The 19,892-nt window shown below is 71.4% G+C and carries 11 protein-coding genes; 5 read left to right on the forward strand and 6 right to left on the reverse strand.

All coding sequences use genetic code 11. From position 1 onward, the window contains the following. The coding region (locus H570_RS17265) for a hypothetical protein (RefSeq protein ID WP_036135987.1) at positions 1–571 on the forward strand (571 nt) is incomplete at its 5' end. Positions 572–929: 358 nt separating this feature from the next. Here the strand turns inward: H570_RS17265 and yoaA are convergent. Genes yoaA through mrcB form a run of 3 tightly spaced genes read right to left on the reverse strand, consistent with a single transcriptional unit; the run spans position 930 to position 5,969 of the window. Then, positions 930–3,005 carry a DNA repair helicase YoaA gene (yoaA, locus tag H570_RS17270; protein WP_036135989.1) on the reverse strand — a complete coding sequence of 692 codons (2,076 nt, stop codon included), beginning with the start codon at positions 3,003–3,005 and terminating at the stop codon, positions 930–932. Position 3,006: 1 nt separating this feature from the next. Beyond that, entirely contained in the window at positions 3,007–3,546 is a 540-nt protein-coding gene (locus H570_RS0110880; RefSeq protein ID WP_051176318.1) for a tetratricopeptide repeat protein, read from the reverse strand. Beyond that, the gene (gene mrcB / locus H570_RS0110885; protein ID WP_027080760.1) at positions 3,546–5,969 is read right to left on the reverse strand and encodes a penicillin-binding protein 1B; all 2,424 of its coding nucleotides are present in this window, start codon (positions 5,967–5,969) and stop codon (positions 3,546–3,548) included. Before mrcB ends, H570_RS0110880 begins: the two co-directional genes overlap by 1 nt. Before the next feature lie 209 nt (positions 5,970–6,178). Between mrcB and H570_RS0110890 the strand changes: the two genes are divergently transcribed. Beyond that, positions 6,179–8,284: a glycosyltransferase gene (locus tag H570_RS0110890; protein WP_027080761.1), complete on the forward strand. Its 2,106-nt coding sequence runs from the start codon at positions 6,179–6,181 to the stop codon at positions 8,282–8,284. 249 nt (positions 8,285–8,533) lie between these two features. Here the strand turns inward: H570_RS0110890 and H570_RS0110895 are convergent, their stop codons facing one another. Then, positions 8,534–10,138, reverse strand: a complete 1,605-nt coding sequence (locus H570_RS0110895; RefSeq protein ID WP_156899956.1) for a hypothetical protein — start codon at positions 10,136–10,138, stop codon at positions 8,534–8,536. Positions 10,139–10,206: 68 nt separating this feature from the next. Continuing rightward, on the reverse strand, positions 10,207–12,384 hold the full coding sequence (locus tag H570_RS0110900; protein WP_051176320.1) for a RelA/SpoT family protein: 2,178 nt from the start codon (positions 12,382–12,384) through the stop codon (positions 10,207–10,209). A gap of 62 nt (positions 12,385–12,446) precedes the next feature. On the opposite strand from H570_RS0110900, the gene H570_RS0110905 reads away from it, so the two are divergent. Further along, the gene (locus tag H570_RS0110905) at positions 12,447–12,956 is read left to right on the forward strand and encodes a hypothetical protein (RefSeq protein ID WP_027080764.1); all 510 of its coding nucleotides are present in this window, start codon (positions 12,447–12,449) and stop codon (positions 12,954–12,956) included. Positions 12,957–13,001: 45 nt separating this feature from the next. Here the strand turns inward: H570_RS0110905 and hrpA are convergent, their stop codons facing one another. Continuing rightward, positions 13,002–17,213 (reverse strand): ATP-dependent RNA helicase HrpA, encoded by a 4,212-nt coding sequence (gene hrpA / locus H570_RS0110910; protein WP_027080765.1) that lies wholly within the window; start codon positions 17,211–17,213, stop codon positions 13,002–13,004. A gap of 85 nt (positions 17,214–17,298) precedes the next feature. On the opposite strand from hrpA, the gene H570_RS0110915 reads away from it, so the two are divergent. Together H570_RS0110915 and recQ are read left to right on the forward strand one after the other, a co-directional pair. Next, positions 17,299–17,853, forward strand: a complete 555-nt coding sequence (locus tag H570_RS0110915) for a Dps family protein (protein ID WP_027080766.1) — start codon at positions 17,299–17,301, stop codon at positions 17,851–17,853. A gap of 207 nt (positions 17,854–18,060) precedes the next feature. After that, positions 18,061–19,890 carry a DNA helicase RecQ gene (gene recQ, locus H570_RS0110920; protein ID WP_027080767.1) on the forward strand — a complete coding sequence of 610 codons (1,830 nt, stop codon included), beginning with the start codon at positions 18,061–18,063 and terminating at the stop codon, positions 19,888–19,890. Positions 19,891–19,892: the final 2 nt, after the last annotated feature.

Consider the following 19,892-nt stretch of genomic DNA (forward strand, 5'->3'; position numbering starts at 1 on the left):
GAACCGCCAGAACATCACGATCCGCAACTGCGGCGTGCGCGGGTTCCACATCGGAATCGACATCGGCGGTGGCGCAGGACATCTGATCGAAGACAACCGGGTGGACAACAGCACCCTCATTGGAATGGTTCTCCGGGGCGATGCCATCACCGCGCGCCGCAACCGGATCATTGATACCGGCGGGAGGCTCGACAGCGCCTATAGCGTCGGAATTTCCCTCTCAGGTACCGGCACGTCGATCAGCGACAATCAGGTGGTCAACGTGACTGTGACCGGAAGCAGCAGCGGTAACGGCTACGTTTATGGAATTTCCTTCACCGGCACAGGACACGAGATCGCGCGCAACCAGCTCATCAACCTCATCCCTGCCGGCGCGGGAGGAGCTTATGGCACCGTTGGTGGCGGCTCGGGTTCCTCGCTGCGCGACAACACGGCAATAAACTCCACGCCGACCAACGGCTGGGGCTTTGACGGGGGCAGTAGCGGCTCCCAATGCAGGGGCAACATGTCGCGCGGATTCACCACGGTGCTCGAATACTGCACCGACGTCTCCGGCAACGCCGGCACCTGAGCCGGTCCTGCAATCCCGTGCCCCGGCTGCGTGCCGGGGCACGGGACGCGAACCTGCAGGCGATGTCCTGCAGATCTATCCAGCAGGCGGCAACGCCACGCATGACAGCAGCGGCCCGGCCGCTGCGACGACCTGGAGAATGCCCCGGTCGTCGCACCGCGACCTGCTGGGGGATCAGCCGAAGAGGCCTCGCGCGATCGCGGCGCCACCGCCGACCATCGGCACGACGGGACGAAGATTCCTCCGAAGCCGACTTTTCGGCCAGTCGCCGGGGACCCAACCCAAGCCGCAGGTCGGGGCGACGCCCCCGACGATCCGGAACCCGGACAGCCATGGGCGTCGGGGACGCCGACCCGACCTACGCGAAGAACGCCTCCACGTCGGCGACGTCGCGGGTCTTCGGGAACGGCGGCAGCGAGTCCAGGAACAGCCGGCCGTAGCTTTTCTCCAGCAGGCGCGGATCGCACAGCACCAGCACGCCGCGGTCGGTCTCGGTGCGGATCAGGCGGCCGACGCCCTGCTTGAGCGCGATCACCGCCTGCGGCAGCTGTTCGTCGCGGAAGGGATTGCCGCCGGCGCGGCGGATCGCGTCCAGGCGCGCCTCGAACACCGGGTCGTCGGGCGCGGCGAACGGCAGCTTGTCGATCACCACCACGCTCAGCGCGTCGCCGGCCACGTCCACGCCTTCGCGGAAACTCGCCGCGCCCAGCAGCACGCCGTTGCCCGATTCGCGGAAGCGCTGCAGCAGCTGCGCGCGCGGCGCCTGTCCCTGCACGAACAGCGGCCACGGCCCGCCCTGCAGGATGTCGGCCGCCTCGCGCAGCGCGCGGTGCGAGGCGAACAGCACGAATGCGCGGCCGCCGGATGCGTGCAGCACCGGCAGCAGCGCCTCGGCGATCGCGGCGGTGTAGTCGCGCGCCGACGGCTGCGGCAGCCGCGGCGGCAGGTAGCACAGCGCCTGCGAGGCCCAGTCGAAGGGGCTGGGCGCGAGCAGGGTTTCAAAGGAGTCGGAGTCACTTTCCCGCTGAACTTCGCCGGGGGCAGACGCCCGGTCCGGGGAAAGTGACTCTGCCCCCTTTGAAAGCCCCAGCCGCGTTGCGATGTGGTCGAAACGCCCATCGACCGCCAGCGTGGCCGAAGTGAAGATCCACGCCGCGCGCGAACTCTCGCGGTGCGCGCGCAGCGGCGCGGACACGTCCAGCGGCGTGCGCTGCAGGCGGAAGCCGCGCGGCGAGAGTTCGTACCAGCGCACGTCGGAAGAAGAAAGGGGGTCAGAGTCACTTTCCGACGGAAGATCGTCAGTCGAATCGAAAGCCTGGTCGGAAAGTGACTCTGACCCCCTTTCTTCTCGCCAGCGCGCAACCCGCGCCAGCTGGTCCTGCGCACGCACGTGGCAGGCCTCGAAGCCGGGCGCGGCCTCGCGCAGCGGTGCGATCGCGGCGGCGATATCCGCCAGCGCGCGCGACAACGCGTCGAGCGCCTCGCGCACGCCGGCGTCCTGCAGCGCGCGCAGCCGGGTGCCGCGCGGCGGCAGCACTTCCATCGCCGCGCGCAGCGCGCGGGTGGCGTGTTCGAGTTCCCTGGCCGGCTGCTGCACGACCGCCAGCGAACCGTCCACCTCCTTGCATTCGGCCAGCGCGTCGCGGCCAAGCTCGGCCAGCGGCCGCGCGCTCAGCGACTCGCCGAAGAACTGCGCGGCCAGCTCCGGAAGCTGGTGCGCCTCGTCGACGACGAAGGCCTGCGCGCCGGGCAGGATCTCGCCGAAGCCCTCCTGCTTGAGCGCGAGATCCGCCAGCAGCAGGTGGTGGTTGACCACCACCACGTCCGCGTTCTGCGCGCGCTGCCGCGCCTGCACGACGAAACAGTCGCCCCAGAACGGGCATTCGCTGCCGAGGCAGTTCTCGGCGGTGGAAGTGACCATCGGCAGCAGCGGCGAGTCGTCGGGCAGGCCGTCGAGTTCGGCCAGGTCGCCCATGCGCGTGCGCCCGCTCCACGACACGATGCGCTGGAACTGCGCAATCTGCTCGCGCGCGGAAAAGCGCGGCTCGCCCCTAGCGCGCTCGAGCCGGTAGCGGCACAGGTAGTTGGCGCGGCCCTTGAGCAGCGCGGTCTTGATGCCGACGCCAAGCGCGTCGCGCACCCGCGGCAGGTCGCGGTGGTAGAGCTGGTCCTGCAGCGCGCGGGTGCCGGTGGAGATGATGGTCTTCTGCCCCGACAGCAGCGCCGGGACCAGGTAGGCAAACGTCTTGCCGGTGCCGGTGCCGGCCTCGGCCAGCAGCACGCCGCGCGCGTCCAGCGCCTCGGCGACGGCGGCGGCGAGATCCTGCTGCGAAGGCCGCGGCGCGAACGCCGGGATCTGCGCGGCCAGCATGCCGCCTTCGGCCAGGGCGGCGCGGCTGCGTGCGGCCAGGCTCTCTCCGGTTCCGTCCTCCATCTCAGAAGCGGTTGACGCCGGCGACGGCGCACTGCCCGACTTGCGCCTTCGCGGCCGACGCGCCAGCCGCGTCGCCTTCGAGCAGGCGCGCCTGTTCGACGGTAGCCCAGTGGCGGCGGCACAGCGGGCCGACCTTCGAACCGGTTTCGAAGGCACGCCGGGCCAGCGTCTCGGCCTGGTCGTGGTCGCCGAGCAGCAGCGCGGCCTCGGCCCGCTCCTGCAGCAGGGCCGGATCGTCCGGCACGATCTCCAGCGCCTGGTCGAGCGCGCTGGCGGCGTCGGCGTAGTGCCCCTGCGCCTCCAGGCGCGAGGCCTGTTCGCGCAGGTCTTCGACCTTGGGATCGCGCAGCGGCTGGATCGCCAGTTCACCCTCGCCGTCGCCCGCGGCGGCGCGGATCGCGGCGACCTGCTGCTGCGGGGTGGCGGCAGTCAGCGGCGCGGGCTGCGGCGGCGCGGGCTCGGAGGTTGCGCAGGCGGCCAGCGCCAGTGCAATGACGGCGGGCGCGCAGCGGCGCGCGACGACTTGGATTCGAATCGACATCAGGGTTGCTCTTGCGACTGGGACGGTGCGGACTGCTCGGGCAGCTGTTTGGCCGGGTCCTGCGGCTTGCGGTCGAGTCCGAACCAGCTGCGCCAGCCGCCGCCCTGCTCTTCCTCGGCGGCGCCGTCGGGCTCGGCGAACACGCAGCCCTGGTAGGGCGGCGCGTAGCCCTTGGCAAACGGGAACTGCCGCGCGCCGGGACAGGACGCATCGGTGCTGTTGGACTGCGCCACCCACTGCCAGTCGAGCCCGTCGCTGCCGACTTTCAGCGGCGCGCTGGGCAGGTGCGAGAACAGGCCGGACCAGACCCGCATCGCACCGGTGGCGCCGTACAGGCCGGTCATCTCGTTCTGGTCGTTGCCGACCCAGGCCACGGCGAGGTAATCGCCGGTCCAGCCGGCAAACCAGCTGTCGCGGCCATCGTTGCTGGTGCCGGTCTTGCCGGCGGCGTCGAGGCGGCCAAGGCCGTCGCGGACGAGCTGGTGCGCGGTACCGTTGGTCACCGTGCGCTGCAGCGCGGTGGAAATCAGGCGCACGGCGATCGCGTCGCCCGGCTGCGCCGGCTTGGGTTCCTTGTCGTAGCGCTTGAGCATCCTGCCGTCGCCGTCGAGCACGCCGCGCACCAGGTGCAGGGGCTGGATCTCGCCGCCCGACGCGAGGAACTGGTACAGCTGCGCCATCGCATACGGGCTCTGGTCCACCGCGCCCAGGATCAGCGAGGGATTGGGGTCGGCCTTGATGCCCGCCAGCTTGTCGAGCAGCATCGCCACGCGCTGCGGCTGCACCGCCATGCCCACGCGCACCGTGGCCTGGTTGTAGGACTGCGAGAGCGCATCGATCAGGCGCACGCTGCCGTGGCTGCGGCCGTCGGAATTGCCCGGGCTCCAGCGCTTGCCGTTGCCCAGCGTCACCGTGACCGGCGAATCGTCCACCCAGCTGGCCAGCGACCATTGGTCGGGCGATGCCAGCGCCAGCATGTAGACGAAGGGCTTGAGCAGCGAACCGACCGGGCGTCGCGCCTCGATCGCGCGGTTGAAGCCCGGCTGGCGGAAATCCCGGCTGCCGACCACGGCCAGCACGTCGCCGTTGTCGACGTCGGTCACCACCACGCCGGCCTGCAGCGGCGGCCGCTTGTTGTTTTCCAGCGACTTGAGCGTGCGCGTCACCGCGCCTTCGGCGTAGGCCTGGGCCGCAGGCGACATCCCGGTCATCACCCGCAGGCCGGCGCCCTGCAGCGCGTCGGCCGGGTAGTCGCGCACCAGCTGCCGGCGCACGAGGTCCACATACGCCGGGAAGGGATTGGCCGAAGTGCTGCCCGGCGCGTTGGTCACGCCCAGCGGTGCCTTGCGGGCGCGCGCGTACTGCGCGTCGTCGATCAGCTGCGGATCGGACTCGTGCATCTTCGCCAGCACGAAGTCGCGGCGATCGCGCGCAGCGTCCGGGTGCCGGCGCGGATCGTAGGCCGACGGGCCCTTGACCATGCCGATCAGCAGCGCAATCTGTTCCGTCGACAGGTCGCCCAGTTCGCGGCCGAACCAGTACTCGGCGCCGGCCGCGACGCCGCGGATCTCCTGCGCACCACGCTGGCCGAGGTAGACCTGGTTGAGGTAGGCCTCGAGGATGCTGCGCTTGTCGTAGCGCGCCTCGATCAGCAGGGCAAACAGGATCTCGTTGAACTTGCGGCTGAAGGTCTGCTCGCGGCCGATGCCGAGGATGCCCGAGCGCGCCAGCTGCTGGGTCAGCGTGCTGCCGCCCTGCTTCGCTTCGCCGGACTTGAGGTTGACGAAAGCCGCGCGCAGCATGCCGCCCAGGTCGATGCCGTGGTGATGGGCGAAGTCGCGGTCCTCGACCGCCTGCAGGCCGGTCACCAGCAGCTCGGGCACGTCCTCGATCCGGACCAGCTGCCGCTCCTCCTGCGTTTGTCCGTAGAGGGTCGCGATGCGCGCCGGGTCCAGCCGCACCGACTTGGCCGCCTTGCGGCTGCCGGCGTCGCGCAGGCTGGCGACGCGGCCGCCGGACAGGGTGACTTCGACCCGGCTCGGGGCGACGTCGCCGTCGACATCGCGGAAGCCGCGGTTGGCGATTACCCAGCGCGCGCCGTCATGTTCGTACGTCCCGGGGCGCTTGCCGCCGTCCTCGCGATACGACGCCGCGGCCAGCTCGGTCTTGAGCGTCTGCGCATCCATCGCCACGCCGGGCGCCAGCTGCAGCGGGCGCGCGTATACGCGGGTGGGCACCTGCCAGCGCAGCTGGCCGAAGCGTTCGCTGACCTGGTGGTTGAGGTAGAGCGTGTACGGGATCAGGAAGCCCAGGCCCAGGCCCACGGCCGCCAGCGTCCAGGTCAGCAGGCGCCGGCGCCAGTCCGGCGCGGCGCCGTTTCCGTCGAGCGCGTCCTCGTCTTCGTCGTAATCGATTCGGGCCACGGTACGGTTCGGGAAGAGGGATGCGACAATGGCGCGCGCGCCGCGGAAGCGACGAGTCTATCGCAGACCCCGCTGAACGCCGGCTTGCAGCGTTGGCATCTCCGGGCGATGCCGTCCATGGCGCAAAATGGGCGCCGCCCGCAGGTGCCGGGCCGCAGCGGGGATGATCCCGCGCGACCGCCCTCCATTCCGCCAGCCGGAGCTCCAAGTTGTCGATTTCCTTGGCCGATGCGCGTTTCCTGTTCGATCGCGCGACCGGCCTGATCCGCCGCGGCTGGCTCAGCCTGCGCACGCGCGGCCTGCGCGCAAGCTGGGAGCGCGTACGCGCGCAGCTGCGCCGGGTCCCCGCGGCGCAGCGCGCTGCACTGTACTTCCCCGCCGCGACGCCGCGCGTGCCGGCGCGGCTTGCCACCAGCGCCGAACCGCTGGCGAGCATCGTCATCCCCGTCTACGGACAGCTCGAACACACCCTGCGCTGCCTGCGCGCGCTGGTCGAACAGCCGCCGCAGGCGGCGTTCGAGGTCATCGTGGTCGACGACGGCTCGCCGGACGACAGCGCCGAGGTGCTGCCGACGATTGCCGGCCTGCGCCATCACCGCCGCGCCGTGAACGGCGGCTTCATCGCCGCATGCAACGACGGCGCCGCGCTGGCCCGCGGCGAGTTCCTGGTGTTCCTCAACAACGACACCGTGCCGCAGCCCGGTTGGCTCGATGCGCTGCTGCAGACCTTCACCGACCATCCCGGCGCGGGCCTGGTCGGCGCGCAGCTGCTGTATCCCGATGGCAGGCTGCAGGAGGCCGGCGGCGTGGTGTTCGCCGACGGCAGCGGATGGAACTACGGCCGCCACCAGTCCCCCGTCGATCCGCGCTACGGCTACCTGCGCGATACCGACTACGCAAGCGGCGCTGCCATTGTCATTCCGCGCACCCTGTTCGTGCAGGCGGGCATGTTCGACGTGCGCTATGCACCGGCGTATTACGAGGACACCGACCTGGCCTTCGCGGTCCGCGCCGCCGGCAGGCGCGTGCTGTACCAGCCGGCCGCACGCGTGGTCCACGACGAGGGCACCACCGCCGGCACCGATACCCGCCACGGCGCCAAGGCCAGCCAGGTCCGCAACCGCGAACGCTTCGCGGCGCATCGGGCCGAAGCGCTGCGGCAACAGCTGGCTGCCGATGTCGTGCCCTCGCCCGCCACGCTGCATCACCGCCAAAGGCAGGTGCTGGTGATCGACGCGCTGTCGCCGATGCCCGATCGCGATTCCGGATCGCTGCGCCTGGTCAACCTCATGCGCCTGCTGCAAGCGGAAGGCGCCCACGTGGTGTTCCTGCCCGCCGACCTGAAGCATGCCGGCGCGTACACCGAAGCGCTGCAGGCGCTCGGCGTGGAAACCTGGTTCGCCCCGTTCGTCGGCGGCGTCCCGGCGTGGATGCGCGAGCACGGGCCGCGCTTCGACAGCGTCATCGCCTGCCGCCACTACGTCGCGCGCGAATTCCTCCCGCTGCTGCGCAAGCACGCGCCGCAGGCGCAACTGGTGTTCGACACGATCGACCTGCACTACCTGCGCGAGCAGCGCGCGGCCGAAGTGGCCGGCGATGCCGCGCGGGCGCGGACGGCGCAGCGCACGCGCGTGCTGGAACTGGACGTGATCGCGCGCAGCGACCTGACCCTGGTGGTCAGCGACGCCGAGCGCGCACTGCTTGCGACCGACGCACCCGCCGCGCGCGTGGAAGTGCTGTCCAACCTGCACCGCATCGCCGGTCCGGGCGCGCCGTTCGCGCAGCGCCGGGACCTGGTGTTCGTCGGCGGCTTCCGCCATCCGCCGAACGTCGATGCGGTGCGCTGGTTCGCCGACGCGGTGTTTCCGCGGGTGCGCTTGCGCCTGCCCGACGTCCGCTTCCACTGCATCGGCGGCGACGTGGTCGAGGCGATCGGCGCGCTGGCCGAACGCGACGGCATCACCGTGCACGGCCACGTGCCCGACATCGCGCCGTACATGGACGGCTGCCGGGTCGCGCTGGCGCCGCTGCGCTACGGCGCCGGCGTCAAGGGCAAGGTCAACCTGAGCATGGCGCACGGCCAGCCGGTGGTGGCGACCTCATGCGCGATCGAAGGCATGCACACGCGCGACGGCCACGACGTGCTGGTGGCCGACGACGCCGATGCCTTCGCCGACGCGGTGGTGCGCCTGCACGAGGACGAAGCGCTGTGGACGACGCTCAGCCGCAACGGGCTGGACAACGTGGCGCGCCACTTCTCGCTCGACGCCGCGCGCGAAACGGTGCGGCAGGTGTTCTTCGCACCGCGCGACTGACGGCACGCCGCGCCCGCCGGCAGCGGGCTCAGCGGGAGCGGGGTCTTCGGGAGCGACCATGGTCGCGGCGCCGTGAAGCAATCCGGCAACTGGCGAGGCCCATGACCTGACGGGCACAGGCTCGAATCCCGCCCCCGCTACCGGCTGTACGCGATCGGCGGAAAGCCTCGACGGGCCGCGGCAGCTGGACTGCCGGCAGGCCCGGACCGACGGCGTCCCCGCGCCCGGCTGCGCCGGTCGCTGCGCGACTCAGCGCTGCGGCGCGGTAGCCGCGCGGATGCGGCGGTCGAAATCATCGAGGCCCGGCGTGGCCGGATCCAGCGCGCGCGCCGAGGCCAGTGCCGCGCTGGCGCCGCGCAATTCACCAGCGCCAAGACGCTCGTCGCCGATCGCCAGCCAGCGCCCGGCCAGCCGGCGGCGCGCCGATGCCAGCGCGGCGGCATCGGTTTCCAGCACCACGCGCGCATCGAAACAGGCGCGCGCAAGGCCGAGGTTGTTGGCGCGCAGGCCGCGTTCGAAGCATTCCTTCGCGGCCGGCAGCAGGCGCGCGCTGGCCTTGCGCACGGCGGGATCGTCCGGCGCGATCGCGCGCGCGGCGCGCAGCTTGTCGAAGGCGCTGTCGCCGGGCGGGTCGAGCAGGTCGCCGCGCGCTTCGGCCTGCCTGGCCTCGTCCAGCAGGCGCGCGACCCGACGCGCGCGCTCGCGTGGCGGCACCTGGCTGCCCAGGCGTGCATGCGCCTGCCGGGCACGGGCGATGCGGTGCTCGGCTTCCGGGATTCCGGCGGCGTCCGGTGCCAGCGCGCGCGCCCTGTCCAGCGCCGAGTCGGCGGCGGCGAAGCGGAAATCGGCAGCCAGGGTTTCGGCGCGATGCGCCCAGGCAGCCGCGACGCGCTGCAATCCTGCGTCCGCATCGGCCTGCTGCCCGGCCTCGCCCAGCAGCCGGTAGCGCTCTTCGGCGCGCTCCAGGCGCCCGGCACGCAGATCTGCGGCGGCGCGGCCGCGCACGTCGTCGAGTTCCTCGTTCAAGCGCGCCTGGGTGTGGGGCAGGTCGACGTGGCCCGGGTCGAAGTCGCGCGCGGCTGAAATCGCGGCCGTGGCTTTGGCGAGCTTGCCTTCGCGCAACTGCGCGCGGGCCTGCTGCAGCAGTTCACCCAGCGCGTCCTCGCGGCCTTCGAGCGCGCGCGTATCTTCCGGCTGCAGCGCGAGGATGCGCTGGTACAGCGGCAGCGCGGCGCTGTCGTCGCCGGTCAGCCGCCCGGCTTCCCGCGCGGCCTCGGCCTGCGCGAGCAGCCGGGGAATGCCGGCATGGGCCGCCTCGCGCTTGCGCAGCGCCGCGGCCACGGCATCGGCGTCGGCGCGCGGCACCGACAGCGCGCGCGCCAGCCGCAGCGACGCGTGCGCGTCGGCGAAGCGATCCTGCGCGGTGGCGACGCGCGCCTGCGCCAGCGCCGCTTCCGCCACCTGTCCCAGCCCCACGCGCGCCTCGTCACGGTCGGGGTCCATCGCCAGCGCCGCTTCGTAAAGCTCGCGCGCGCCGCTGCCGTCGGCCGCGGTCAGCCGGCCCTGCGCCAGCGCCTGCGCCGCCTGCACGCGCAGCGCCTGCGCCCGCGTCTGCGGCCAAAGCCAGTCGGCCAGCGGCTTGCGGAATGCCACGACCAGCACCGCCGCCAGCAGCGCGCACGCCAGCAGCCACGGCCACCATCGCCGACGCGCAGGGACGGGCGCGCGGCGCGGCGTGCGGCGCGCGAAGTCGAGGCCCGCCAGCGGCCCCATGCCCGGCTCGCGCCGGCCATCGCCAAGGTCGGCGCCGCGCCCCCCGTCGGGATGGTTTGGCGTATCGCGTACGTGGATCACCGGCGCAGCATAGAAGATGCCGCCTGAGGCCACAGTGATCTCGCCGTCGTGCCGCTGGCCCGCGTTGCTCAGGCGCGTCGCGCCTGCTGCACGCCCGGGAGGCTTTCGATCTTGCCGAGCAGGCGCGAGAGCTGGCCGAAATCCTGCACCCGCACTTGCATGTGCAACCGCTGCTGGCCGTGGCGACCGCTGTCGCTGCGGATCGACAGCACGTGCGCGTCTTCCTGCGCGATCAGGTTGGTCAGGTCCTTGAGCAGGTACTTGCGGTCGACCGCGTCGACCACCACGCCGGCCTCGTGCCCGCCGCCGGCGCGGCCCCACTCGACCGGCAGCACGCGCTCGGGGCTCGCGGCCGACAGGCGCAGGAACGCGGCGCAGTCGGCGCGGTGCACGCTCACGCCGCGGCTGCGGGTGAGGTAGCCGGCAACGGCCTCGCCCGGCACCGGCTGGCAGCAGCGCGCCACCTGCACCAGCAGGTTGCCCACGCCGACCACGGTGAACGCCGAAGCCGGCGTCCTCGCCGGCTTGCGCGGCACGCGCACGGCCAGTTCGCCATCGCCCGGAGCGGCCGGTTCGCGCAGGCCGCGCTCGTGTTCGAGCAGCGCGCGCGTGACCTGGTGCGGGCCGACGTCGCCCAGCGCAACCAGCACATGCAGGTCGTCAAGCGTGGCCGCGTTGAACTTCTGCAGCGCGGGCGCCGGGTCGGCCTGCTGCAGGCCCAGGCGCTTGAGCTCCCTGTCGAGCAGCTCGCGGCCGTCCTGCAGGTTGCGCGCGCGGTCGAGCTTGTGGAACCAGCTGCGCACCTTCTCGCGCGAGCGCGCGCTGGCGAGGAAGCCGTTGGACGCCAGCAGCCAGTCGCGGCGCGGCTCGGACACCTTGCCGGTGAGGATCTCGACCCGGTCGCCGCTGCGCAGCACGTGGTCGAGCGGCACGATGCGGCCGTCGACCTTGGCGCCGCGGCAGCGGTGGCCGACGTCGGTGTGCACGTGGTACGCGAAATCCAGCGGCGTGGCGCCACGCGGCAGGTCGACCACTTCGCCGCGCGGTGTCAGCACGTAGATGCGGTCCTCGACCAGCTCAGTGTCGAGGCTGCCTGCGAGTTCGCCCGCACCATCGGCGCTGGCATCCAGCAGCCGCCGCATCCATTCGATCTTGCGGTCGAGCGCGGCATTGCCCGCGGCCGAACGCTGCGGCCCGCTGCGCCCCGCGTAGCCCTGCTCCTTGTAGCGCCAGTGCGCGGCCACGCCCAGCTCGGCCTGCGCGTGCATCTCGCGGGTGCGGATCTGCACTTCCAGCGTCTTGCCCTCGGGCCCGACCACGGCGGTGTGCAGCGAGCGGTAGTCGTTGTGCTTGGGCCGGGCGATGTAGTCGTCGAACTCGCTGGGAATCGGCATCCACAGCGCGTGCGCGACGCCCAGCGCCGCATAGCAGGCGGGGATGTCATCGACCAGCACCCGCACCGCGCGCAGGTCGTAGAGCTCGCCGATCGGCACGTCCTTCTTCTGCATCTTCTTCCAGATGCTGTAGATGTGCTTGGGCCGGCCGGCGACCTCGCCGTCGATGCCCTGTGCGGCCAGCGCCTCGCGCAGCGTCCGGGTGACCTGGTCGATGTACTGCTCGCGGCCGGCGCGCTTGTCGTCGAGCAGGCGCGCGATGCGGCGATAGGTCTCCGGCTCGAGGTAACGGAACGCGAGGTCTTCCAGCTCCCACTTGAGCTGCCAGATGCCCAGCCGGTTGGCCAGCGGTGCATGGATGTCGCGGGTGAGCTGCGCCAGCGCGCGGCGCTCGTCGTCCGGGCGCTGCGAGGCAGTGCGCAGCTGCGCCAGCTGCCGCGCCAGCAGGATCGGCACCACTCGCAGGTCGCGCACGATCGCCAGCAGCAGGCGCCGCAGGCCTTCGGCGCTGCCCTGCCCGGATCGTTCGGCGTGCAGCGCCCAGACCTGGTTGGCGGCGCGCTGGCCGTCGAGCAACGCGGCGACCGCCGGTTCGGCGTCGTCCAGCCTTGCGCCCAGCCGCGCAGCGGCGTCCGGCAGTGCGTGCAGGATCGCGGCCAGCACCGCCTCGCCATCTGCATTGAGCAGCGCGAGCGAGTCGAGGGTGTCGACCAGTTCGGCCAGCGTCGCGTCCGGGGCATCCCCCGCGCCGGCCAACGCCTCGTCGAGCAACGTCCGCAAACGCCGCGGCAAGGCGGCGACGGCCGGGTGCGCGGCCAGGACTTGCTCGACGTTGTGGACGGGCGACGACACGCGCGGTTCCTGCTCCGGGGGGAAGGTCTACACTAGCGGCCTCCCGACCCGAGGAACAGACCATGCGCTCGTCGATCCTGCTCGCGTTCACCCTGCTGCTCGGCTGCGCGTTTCCCGCGTTCGCACAGACCCCGGCCGCGCAGCCGCCGATCGAGCAGGCGATGACGCCGGAACAGTTCAAGGCCGCCGGCCTCGACAAGCTCAGCGCCGAAGAACTGGCCAACCTCAACGCCTGGTTGAACCGCACCATCACCACCGAAACCACCAAGGCAGCCGAACAGGCCGCGGTGCAGGCGAAGGAGATGGTGGAAACGGAGAACCGCGGCTTCTTCCACTTCGGCTCGTCCGAACCGATCGATGCGCACATCGCCGGGCAGTTCAAGGGCTTCCGCAAGGGCAACACCTACACCCTCGACAACGGCCAGCAGTGGCGCCAGACCGACACCGCCTCGCTGGCCGGCGTGCGCGTCGAAAACCCGGCCGTCAAGATCACGCCCAGCCTGATCGGCAACACCTGGTACCTGCGCATCGAGGGCTACAACACCCGCGCCAAGGTCGAGCGGGTCAAGTAACGCAACCACGCATTCGCAACGCGAGTGCCCTTGCCATGGCGTCACCTACCGCAGCCGCGCCATCCGCGCGGCGAGCTTCTTTGGTGACACCCCGCCCTTCGCGCCCAGTTCCTGGGCGAACAGCGAAACGCGCAGTTCCTCGATGTCCCAGCGCAGCGCCTGCCACTCGGGATCGTCGGCATGGCCTTCGGCGGCGGCTTCGGCCAACGCCTGGGTGAACGGCTTGAGGTCGAGCATGCGCTGCTGGTCGCGCGGCGGGTCGTTGAGCGCGCGCTGCGCGCGCGTGGCCAGCGCGCGCAGGTAGCGCGGGTACTCGGCCAGCGCCTGCGCCGGCACGTCGCGCAGGAAACCCGGCGGCACCAGCGCGGCCAGCTGCGCCTGCATGTCGTCGAGGTTGCCGCGCGCCCAGCCGACCAGTTTCGAATCGAGCTTCGCGCGCACCTCGGCCACCAGCCCGAGGATGGTCTCGGCCTGCTGCAGCCGCGCCATCGCTTCACCGAACAGCGCCTTGCCGATCGCATCGCTGCGCGCGGCGAACGCCGCCGCGTCGCGGATGTCGCCGAGCCCGCCCGCCGCAAGCGCGGCGAACGCGCCATCGACGAGATCCTCGCGCAAATGATCGGCGGGCCTGCCGCTGGACGAGGCACGCGGCGCTGCGGACTCGATCGCCGCATAAAGCAGCGCCGTCTTCGGCGGGACCGGCAGCTGCTTGCGCGCCTGGCGCACGCGATCGGCCAAGGCAAACGCCAGCAGCCTGCGCACGCCGCGCGGATGGTGGCGGCGCGCTTCGTCGCGGTCGGCGTGCACGTCGAGGCGGACGCTGTCGCCGTCATCGTGCAGCGCCGGATAGGCGGGTACGCCGCCGGCGCCCGGTACCGATTCCGGAATGGGCTCAGCCGGGAATTCCACCAACCCGTCCTGCGCCAGGCCTTCCGAAGCACGCGCGGCAAACGCATCGCGTGCCTGTGCGCCGAAGCGTGCGCGCAGCGCGTCCAGGTCGCGTGATTCGGCCAGCACGCTGCGGCCGTCGGTATCCAGCAGGCGCAGGTTCGCACGCAGGTGCGGCTCGAGCGCGGCCTCCTCGAAATCGCCGCCCGTGACCTCCACGCCGGTCATCCGCTTGAGGAACCGCGCCAGCGTGCCGGCAAACGCGTCGGCGCCTGCATCGGCGCTGCCGTGCGCCTGCGCGAACGCGCGCGCGAAATCCGGCGCCGGCACGAAGTTGCGCCGCAGCGATTTCGGCAGGGTGCGGATCATCGCCGCCGCCTTGTCCGCGACGAAGCCGGGCGCCAGCCACGACAGTCGCGGGGCATCCAGCGCGTTGAGCAGGTGCAGCGGCACGACAACGGTCATGCCGTCGTCCACCGCACCGGGCTCGAAGCGATAGCGCACCGCCAGCCGCGCGTCGCCAAGCGCGATGAACGCCGGGAAAAGGTCCGCGTCGGCGCCATCGGCCACCAGCAGGTCGTCGCGGCTCCATTCCAGCGCCTGCTTCGCGGCGGCCGGCAGCTTCGCGTACCAGGCATCGAGCGCTTGCACGCTGGTGATCTCCGCGGGAATCCGGTCGCGGTACCACTGCGCCATCCACTCTTCGTCCACCACCAGCCCGGCGCGCCTCTGCTTGGCTTCCTCTTCTTCGGCCTGCGCCAGCACCTTGCGGTTGCGCGCGACGAAGGCGCTGCGGGTGTTGATCTCGCCCGTGACCAGGCCGTCGCGCACGAAGATGTCGCGCGACTCCTCCGGGTACAGGCCGCCGTAGTGGATCGGCTGCTTCGGCGCCAGCACCAGGCCGAACAGCGAGACCTGCTCGCTGCCGACCACCCGGCCCTGGCTGCGCGACCAGCGCGGATCGAAATGCCGGCGCGCAAGCAGGTGCGGCAGCTCGGCGATCGCCCATTCCGGCTCGATCGCCGCGTTGGTCAGCGACCACACTTTCTCGGTATCGAGCAGCGTGGCCGACAGCACCCACGGCGGCGGCTTCGATGCCAGCGGCGAACCGAGGAACAGCTGGAACCTGCGCCCGCGCGGCCCTTCGTACTGGCCGCGCTCGGTGCGGTGCCCGAGCTGGGTGGGCAGGCCGGCGATCAACGCGCGATGCAAGCGGACATACGCAGCCGTGCGCGACTCGTTGGGTGGCGTCGAAACGGACGCAGCTGCCTTGTCGCCACCGGCATGCAGGCGCGAGAGACCGGCGTCCGGCCCCGCATTCGACCCCGTGGTCCCGCGCCGGCCGCGCCTGCGTCGAGAGACAGTCTCTCGCGCTTGCGCGCTGGCAGCCGCGTCTTCAGCCTGCGCGCCTGGCCGGATCGGTTGCGCTTCGGGCAGGTCGTCCGCGAACACCAGTCCGCTGCCCGCGGCTTGCTCCTTCCAGCCCAGTTCCTCGCACTGCAGCTTCAGCTGCCGGTGCAGCTCGCGCCATTCGCGCATGCGCAGGAAGCCGAGGAAGTGCCGCTCGCACCACTTGCGCAGCTGTGACTGGGTCGACGCCTCGTGCACGAGACGATAGGCCTCCCAGAGCCTGAGGATGCCGACGAACTCCGATTTCGGATCGCGGAACTGCGCGTGCGCATTGTCGGCGGCGGCGCGCTGGTCGGCCGGCCGTTCGCGCGGATCCTGGATGCCCAGGAACGAGGCGATCGCCAGCATGTCGTGCAGGCAGCCGTGCGCCTGCGCGGCGACCAGCATGCGCGCGAGCTTCACGTCCACCGGCAATTTCGCCATCGTGCGGCCGATCGGCGTGAGCCTGCGCTGCGCATCGACCGCGCCGAGTTCGGCCAGCTGCTGCCAGCCGTCGGCAATCGCGCGCGGATCGGGCGGATCGATGAAGGGGAAATCCTCGACGAGGTTCGCATCGCTGCGCCTCTCCCCGTCTCCCCGCCCGCGTCGCCGCTTGCCGCCGCGATCGCCGTCGCCACCCAGGCCGAGGGAGAGCATCCGCAGGATCACCCCGGCCAGCGCCGCACGGCGGATCTCCGGGTCGGTGTACGCCGCGCGCGATTCGAAGTCGGCCTCGGAATAGATCCGGTAGCAGGTGCCCGGCGCGATGCGGCCGCAGCGGCCCTTGCGCTGGTCGGCGCTGGCCTGGCTGACCGGCTCGGCGTGCAGCCGGTCGAGCTTCAGCCGCGGGCTGTAGCGCTTGACCCGCGCCAGGCCGGGATCGACCACGTAGTGGATGCGCGGCACCGTCAGCGATGTTTCCGCGACGTTGGTCGCCAGCACGATGCGGCGCTGCGGGCCGGGGTTGAACACCCGGTCCTGGTCGCGCGCCGACAGCCGCGCGTACAGCGGCAGCACTTCGGTATGGCGGTATTTCCGGTGTTCCAGCGCCTGGTGCGCGTCGCGGATCTCGCGCTCGCCGGGCAGGAAGACCAGGGTGTCGCCCATCGGCCTTTCGCGCGCGATCTCGTCGCAGGCGGCAAGGACGCCGTCGAGCACGGTGCGCTCGCCTTCGTCCTCGCCCTCCCCTTCCAGCGGCCGGTAGCGCACTTCCACCGGATAGCCGCGGCCCTCCACGTTGACCACCGGCGCGCCGTCGAAGTGCGCGGCGAAGCGTTCGGTGTCGATGGTGGCCGAGGTCACGATCACCCTCAGGTCGCGGCGCCGCTGCAGCAGCTGCTTCAGGTAGCCGAGCAGGAAGTCGATGTTGAGGCTGCGCTCGTGGGCCTCGTCGATGATGATGGTGTCGTAGGCCGACAGCCAGCGGTCCGAGGCGATCTCGGCCAGCAGGATGCCGTCGGTCATGAACTTGACCGCGGTGTCGGCCGAGACGTTGTCGGAGAAACGCACCTGGAAGCCGACCGCGCCGCCCAGCGGCACCTGCAGCTCCTCGGCGACGCGCCGCGCCACCGCGCGTGCGGCGATCCGGCGCGGCTGGGTGCAGGCAATCATCCCCGCCGCGCCGCGGCCGGCGGCCAGGCACAGTTTCGGCAGCTGGGTGGTCTTGCCCGAACCGGTCTCGCCGGCGACCACCACCACCGGGTGGTCCCGGACCAGCGCAACGATGTCGTCGGCATGCGCGGCAATCGGCAGCGACGGATCCACGGCTGCCAGCGGCAGGCGCGCCGCACGCGCGGCGCGGCGTTCGACCGACTGCGCCAGCGCGACCTCGAATGCCTCGCGCGCGCCGGCATCCGCCGGCGCGGCCTGCCAGCGGCGCAGCAAACCCTTCAGGCGCGCGGCATCGCGGCTGCAGGCGCCGTCGATGGCGCGCTGCGCCTGCCTTGACGCGGCACTTGCATTTGGCTCTTTAGGCTTCATCTGTCTGATTAGACGGCACGATCCGATTCCACGCGCCTGCCGCCCGTCCCTATTGTGGCGTCATGCCCTTTCCAGGAGAAACCCGATGGCCAAGACCCCGAGCAAGAAATCCAGACCGGCTGCCCCGAAACCCGCCGCATCGCCAGGTCCCGGCGACCGCGGCCCGGCCATCGACATCGGGATCGATGCGACCGATCGCAAGAAGATCGCCCAGGGACTGTCGGTGTTCCTGTCCGACGCGTTCACCCTGTACCTGAAGACCCACAACTTCCATTGGAACATCACCGGGCCGATGTTCAACGCCCTGCACAACATGTTCGAAGAGCAGTACACCGAGCAGTGGAATGCGCTGGACGAAACCGCCGAGCGCATCCGCGCGCTGGGCTTCAACGCGCCGGGTTCGTATGCCGAGTTCATCCGCCTGTCGACGATCAAGGAAGAACCGGGCCTGACCGAGGCTCCCGACTGGCGCGAGATGGTACGCCAGCTGGTGGTCGGCAACGAGGCTGTCTGCCGCACCGCGCGCGAGGTGCTGGACATCGCCGACGCCGCCGACGACGCGCCTACCGAAGACCTGCTGACCCAGCGCCTGCATACCCACGAGAAGTACGCCTGGATGCTGCGCTCGCTGCTGCAGTAGCCGGCACGGGCCGCCGCAACGCGGCCCTTTCCCCGCCGTAGGAGCGGCCCATGGCCGCGAGCTTCTTGTTTCCGGCTTCCGGCAGGCCAGCAAAAAGCTCGCGGCCATGGGCCGCTCCTACGGGATCATTTGCGGGGGCCAAGTCCCTACGCCGCCGCGCGACAATCCCCGACTGACCCGCGACGCCGGCTTGCTACCCTTGCATGCATGGGAAACGCCGCACTCGAAACGCTCCGGAAGACCTTTGGCCACGCCGCCTTCCGCGGCGAGCAGGCCGCCATCGTCGACCACGTCAGCGCCGGCTTTGATGCGCTGGTGCTGATGCCCACCGGCGGCGGCAAGTCACTGTGCTACCAGATCCCGGCGCTGCTGCGCGACGGCTGCGGCATCGTGGTGTCGCCGCTGATCGCGCTGATGCAGGACCAGGTCGAGGCCCTGCGCCAGCTCGGCGTGCGCGCCGAGTACCTCAATTCCACGCTCGACGGCGAGGACGCCGCCCGCATCGAACGCGAATTGCTCGCGGGCGAGCTCGACCTGCTCTACGTCGCCCCGGAGCGCCTGCTGACGCCGCGCTTCCTGTCGCTGCTCGAACGCAGCCGCATTGCCCTGTTCGCCATCGACGAGGCCCACTGCGTCTCGCAGTGGGGCCATGATTTCCGCCGCGAGTACCGCGAGCTGACCCTGCTGCACGAGCGCTGGCCCGACATCCCGCGGATCGCGCTCACCGCCACCGCGGATCCGCCGACCCAGCGCGAGATCGCCGAGCGCCTGCAGTTGGAGGACGCGCGCCACTTCGTCAGCTCGTTCGACCGGCCCAACATCCGCTACACCGTGGTCCAGAAGGACAACGGCAGCGCGCAGCTGCGCGACTTCCTGGACGCACATCGCGGCGAGGCGGGCATCGTCTACTGCCTGTCGCGGAAGAAAGTCGAGAAGACGGCGGCGGCGCTGGTCGAACTCGGCTTCGACGCCCTGCCCTACCACGCCGGCCTCGACGCGGCCACGCGCGCCGCCAACCAGCGTCGCTTCCTGCGCGAGGAAGGCGTGGTGATCGTGGCCACCATCGCCTTCGGCATGGGCATCGACAAGCCGGACGTACGCTTCGTCGCCCACGTCGACCTGCCCAAGTCGATCGAGGGCTACTACCAGGAAACCGGCCGCGCCGGCCGCGATGGCGAACCCGCCGAGGCCTGGCTGTGCCACGGCCTCGGCGACCTGGTGCTGCTCAGGCAGATGATCGAGAACTCCGAGGCCGGCGAGGAGCGCAAGCGGCTGGAGCGGCGCAAGCTCGATGCGCTGATCGGCTACTGCGAAACCATGCGCTGCCGGCGCCAGGTGCTGCTGGCCAGCTTCGGCGAGGAGTATTCCGCGCGCGGGCCCGGCCAGCCCTGCGGCAACTGCGACAACTGCCTGGCGCCGGCCGAGGCCTGGGATGCCACCGTGGCCGCGCAGAAAGCATTGAGCTGCGTGTACCGCAGCGGCCAGCGCTTCGGCGTCGCGCACCTGGTCGACGTCCTGCGTGGCGCCGACAGCGAACGCATCCGCCAGTTCGGGCACGAGCAGCTGTCGACGTTCGGCGTCGGCGCCGACCTCGACGCGCGCACCTGGCGCGGGGTGTTCCGGCAGCTGGTCGCCGCCGGCCTGCTCGACGTCGACACCGAAGGCTACGGCGGCCTGCGCCTGACCGACGCCAGCCGCGCGGTGCTGCGCGGCGAGCAGACGGTGATGCTGCGCAAGGAGTTGCCGCGCAGGAAGCAGCGCGAGCGCGGCCGCGCGACGGGCTCGGCGGCGGCCATCGAGCTTTCAGCAGGCGAGCAGCCGTTGTTCGAAGCCTTGCGCGACCTGCGCACGCGCCTTGCGCGCGAGCAGAACGTGCCGCCCTACGTGATCTTCCACGACGCCACCCTGCGCAACATCACCCGGCTGCGGCCGTCGTCGCTGGACGAACTGGCCCAGGTCGGCGGCATCGGCGGCACCAAGCTCGCCCGTTACGGCGAGGAAGTGCTGGCGGTCCTGCACGGATCCGTCGCCGCCTGAAA

Source organism: Luteimonas mephitis DSM 12574 (genome assembly GCF_000422305.1).
Lineage (GTDB): Bacteria > Pseudomonadota > Gammaproteobacteria > Xanthomonadales > Xanthomonadaceae > Luteimonas > Luteimonas mephitis.